Here is a 4880-nt window from a genome sequence, read left to right on the forward strand (position 1 = left end):
CTCATAATATTGAGTTAGAAAAATTTTAATCATACCCTAAAACCCAATTTAAGAGTTCAAGGTATTTTTGACTATAGTAAATTGTCTGATTAAATCGTGATTTTTGTAAATAAAAATCAAGTCAATATACGAAAACATCCTAAAATGTCCTATGCAAATGAGCTAAAATGGTTGAAACTATTATCAGGATTAAACTAAATGACTATTACGGAAGTTTTGCAATTTGCCGATCGCCTAGTTTTTGCTCATAGAGGAAAACATTTAGATGATATTCAGGAAACAGTTATTAAAGGTGTTTGGCAAGGTAAAACTTATGAAAATATTGCACAAGAATGTAATCGTAGTGAAAGTCGAATTAGAGACGTAGGTTATCAGTTATGGAAAACTTTTTCCGAAAGTTTAGGAGAAGATATTAATAAGTCTAATTTTTGCTCTACTATCGAAAGATTACACATACAAGAAAAATCGTCTATTTGTAGAACTAATTGTAATTTTAACTTCGGCTCACAAACTCTATATCAATATCAAAAATATCCTCAAGATTCTCAAATCGAAGATACAACTAAAACAACCTTTCAGGATTTAAGTATCGCCCCTACAATTAATCCTACTTACTTTTACGGACGAACTAAAGAACTAGAAACTTTATCCAACTATATCTTCCATCAAAAAACTCGTCTAATGGCAGTATTAGGAATAAGCGGTATTGGCAAAACCACCCTAGTAAAAAGATTTATTGACCTGAATATTCAAAACTTCGATGTAGTAATTTGGAGAAACTTAAAACTTGTCAAATCCCTAAATTCCCTAATGACAGACCTATTAAAAAAAATCACTATCCAAAATCAAAATATTCTCATCTCAGACGAACAACTAACCCAACTTTTTGACTTATTATCTAGACAAAAAAGTTTAATAGTTCTTGACGACGTACAAAACATATTTATCAGTGGAAAAATTGCCGGACAATATCAAAAACAACACACAGAATATCAAAACCTCTTCCAAGCGATCGCTCAAACCGAACATCAAAGTTGTGTAATATTAATTAGTCAAGAAAAAGCTCAGGAAATGACAGCCTTAGACCGAGAACTATATCCGATTCAAAATTTAGAATTAGAAGGCTTAGATAATTTAGCCGGAATAGAAATAATCCAAGAATATAAACTCCAACATCGAGAATATTGGTTGAACTTAAATAATATGTATTTAGGCAATCCCTTATATTTACAATACATAAGCACTTTAATCAAAGATATTTTTCAAGGCTCAGTATCTCAGTTTATAGCCGAAGAGAATTTAATCATTACAGAAGAAATTAAACAACTTTTCGACATCTCATACCAGAGAATGTCTGATGTAGAAAAACAAATAGTTTTAAAAATAAGTAACTTCAACGAAGATGTTTCAATAGAAGACTTAAAAAAATCCAACTCCTTTTCATCAATAGATATTATCAATGGATTACAATCCCTGAAAAGACGATACCTATTAAATCAAACAAAAACTAACAATAGCTTATTTACCCTATCCCCCTTATTCAAAGAATATATTAAAAAAATTCAGACGCAAAACTAAACTATACTGCTTGCCAAAAAGAATTAATTACCACTTCCTATTTCTGAGTGCCCCTACTCCCAAAACTCCCCAAACTCCCTAAAAAAGAATATATTAAAAAAATTCAGATGCCAAACTAAAATATACTGCTTGGCAAAAAGAATTAATTACCACTTCCCATTTCTGAGTGCCCAAACTCCCCAAACTCCCCAAACTCCCTAAAAAAGAATATATTAAAAAAATTCAGATGCAAAACTAAACCATAGTGCTTGGCAAAAAGAATTAATTACCACTTCCTATTTCTGATTGCCCAAACTCCCCAAACTCCCCTACTCCCTACTCCCTTTCTGAGAAGAAATGAAACTACTTTTCCATACCTTATATCAGAGAATGTCTGATGTAGAAAAACAAATAGTTTTCCAAATATAGCGATGTGCGCTGGCATATTTACACATTATTTTTTGTAACCTTTTTACTTACTGCACTTTGAGCTGGAAATTGTCAAGACCTGAGCGCTCATTGCTATAAGTAAATTCGATAAAAATCTTTCAATAGAAGACTTAAAAAAATCCAGCTCCTTTTCATCAATAGATATTATCAATGGATTAAAATCCCTAAAAAGACGATACCTATTAAATCAAACAAAAACCAACAATACCTTATTTACCCTATCCCCCTTATTCAAACAATATATTAAAAAAATTCAGATGCAAAACTAAACTATACTGCTAGCCAAAAAGAATTAATTACCACTTCCTATTTCTGAGTGCCCTACTCCCCACACTCCCCTACTCCCTACTCCCTTTATGAGGATAAATGAAACTACTTTTCCATACCTCATACCAGAGAATGTCTGATGTAGAAAAACAAATAGTTTTCCAAATAAGTAAATTCGACAAAAACCTTTCAATAGAAGACTTAAAAAAATCCAGCTCCTTTTCATCAATAGATATTATTAATGGATGACAATCCCTAAAAAGACGATACCTATTAAATCAAACAAAAACCAACAATACCTTATTTACCCTATCCCCCTGATTCAAATTGCCAAAAAGAATTAATTACCACTTCCTATTTCTGAGTGCCCTACTCCCCACACTCCCCAGACCTCCCAAACCTCCCAAACTCCCCACACTTCCCACACTCCCTTTCCGAATAGTAAACTTTCGTTACAATCCAGACCCGACTATTTCCACAAATGTCACACCCTTGTAAACTTACAGATCAGGACAATAAAGTTGAAGTTGGCCAGAAAATCAGGTCTCAAGGCTCCCCTTTTTAAGGAGATGAAAAAACAACTTCAGTATTTCAAGTCTCCCTATTGCATGAGCTACTGTTAACAAAGTTCCTCCGCAAGAGGCTAACTGATAACTGATAACTGATAACTGATAACTGAAATGACCTGCTAGTTAAGATGAAAGATTTTAGAAGTAGAAGGTAAAGTAAACATGGCCGAATCAAGCCAAATTCCCTATTTATTAAGAGCAACTCAGGGTGAATTATTAGATCGCCCCCCTGTCTGGATGATGAGACAAGCGGGTCGCTACATGAAAGCTTATAGAGATTTACGAGATAAATACCCCTCATTTCGTGAGCGTTCCGAAAACGTAGATATTGCTGTGGAAATATCTCTGCAACCTTTCCACGCCTTTAAACCAGATGGAGTAATTTTATTCTCAGACATCTTAACCCCACTTCCAGCAATAGGGATTAATTTTGATATAGTCGAAAGTAAAGGACCAATCATCGATCCGCCCATTCGCACCCAATCTCAAATTGACCAACTTCACCCTATCGAACCAGAAGAGTCTCTACCTTTTATTAGGGAAATTTTACAAACTCTTAGACAAGAAGTTAAAAACGAGGCAGCAGTTTTAGGTTTTGTTGGAGCACCTTGGACTTTAGCTGCTTATGCTATAGAAGGCAAGAGTTGTAAAGACTATACAAATATCAAAAAAATGGCTTTTTGTGAGCCAGAAATGTTGCATCAGTTTCTAGGAAAGCTAGCAGAAGCGATCGCCGTTTATGCTCGTTATCAAATAAATAGTGGAGCGCAAGTTATCCAAATGTTTGATTCTTGGGCGGGTCAACTTAGCCCTCAAGATTATGAAACTTATGCTTTACCTTATCAAAAATTAGTAGTCCAGCAGGTTAAGAAGACTCATCCTAATACACCTTTCATTCTATATATTAATGGCAGTGCTGGAATATTGGAGAGAATGACCCAGACTGGTGTTGATATAGTCAGTGTAGACTGGACTGTAGATATTGGTGAAGCTAGACAACGCCTTGGTAAGAATATTGGTATTCAGGGAAATATAGACCCCGGTGTACTATTTGGTTCTAAAGAGTTTATCAAATCTCGTATTTTGGAAACTATCCGCAAAGCTGGCAACCGAGGTCATATATTAAATTTAGGACATGGTGTTTTGCAAAAGACTCCTGAAGAAAATGTAGAGTATTTCTTTAAAACTGCCAAAGAGGTAAGTAATTTACTAGCAGTAACTGCTTAAGTTAAATTAAAGCATATTTGAGANGTACTATTTGGTTCTAAAGAGTTTATCAAATCTCGTATTTTGGAAACTATCCGCAAAGCTGGCAACCGAGGTCATATATTAAATTTAGGACATGGTGTTTTGCAAAAGACTCCTGAAGAAAATGTAGAGTATTTCTTTAAAACTGCCAAAGAGGTAAGTAATTTACTAGCAGTAACTGCTTAAGTTAAATTAAAGCATATTTGAGATTTGCATTAATTTTTGTAGGGGTGGGTTTCTAAGCTGCCCCTAAATTTATAGTAGAAAATTGTATCTTTTGGCGGAGTTTCAGAAAATGTATGAACTATTTCTCTATACCCAATAGTCAGAAAAATTCCACTATCTACCTCCATCTCTCAGGTGCTTCAGAAAATGAATTAACTATTTCTCTATACCCAATAGTCAGAAAAATTCCACTATCTACCTCCATCTCCCAGGTGCTTCAGAAAATGAATTAACTATTGCTCTATACGCAATAGAAGGAAAATTCTACTACCCATCACCTCTGGCGAGTGCTTGAGAAAATGAAATGATTATTGCTCTATACGCAATAGTCAGAAAATTCCAATACTCACCTCCATCTCGTAGGTGCTTAAGAAAATGAAATGATTATTGCTCTATAAGTAATAGTTGGAAAATTTTACTACCCATCATCTCTGGCGAGTGCTTGAGAAAATGAAATTATTCTGACTCTATAAGTAATAGTCAGAAAATTCCACTATCCACCTCCATCTCGTAGGCGCTTGAGAAAATGAAATTATTATTGCTCTATACGCAATAGTCAGAAAA

General features: G+C 34.3%; 2 protein-coding genes and 1 pseudogene. All 3 read left to right on the forward strand.

Annotated elements, in window-relative coordinates; all coding sequences use genetic code 11:
• Positions 1 to 198: 198 nt before the first annotated feature.
• Positions 199 to 1578 (forward strand): NB-ARC domain-containing protein, encoded by a 1380-nt coding sequence (locus AFK68_RS10415; protein WP_094672645.1) that lies wholly within the window; start codon positions 199 to 201, stop codon positions 1576 to 1578.
• 1427 nt (positions 1579 to 3005) lie between these two features.
• The gene (hemE, locus tag AFK68_RS10420; protein WP_094672646.1) at positions 3006 to 4070 is read left to right on the forward strand and encodes a uroporphyrinogen decarboxylase; all 1065 of its coding nucleotides are present in this window, start codon (positions 3006 to 3008) and stop codon (positions 4068 to 4070) included.
• 24 nt (positions 4071 to 4094) lie between these two features.
• Positions 4095 to 4277 (forward strand): annotated as a pseudogene (locus AFK68_RS10425) (uroporphyrinogen decarboxylase family protein); the annotation flags it as partial.
• Positions 4278 to 4880: the final 603 nt, after the last annotated feature.

This window comes from Hydrocoleum sp. CS-953, assembly GCF_002260545.1.
Classification (GTDB): domain Bacteria; phylum Cyanobacteriota; class Cyanobacteriia; order Cyanobacteriales; family Microcoleaceae; genus Trichodesmium.

What these genes read in the sequence shown, in the direction of transcription:
- hemE (WP_094672646.1), top strand. Translation starts at nt 3,006, where the DNA reads ATGGCCGAATCAAGCCAAATTCCCTATTTATTAAGAGCAACTCAGGGT.
- AFK68_RS10415 (WP_094672645.1), top strand. Translation starts at nt 199, where the DNA reads ATGACTATTACGGAAGTTTTGCAATTTGCCGATCGCCTAGTTTTTGCT.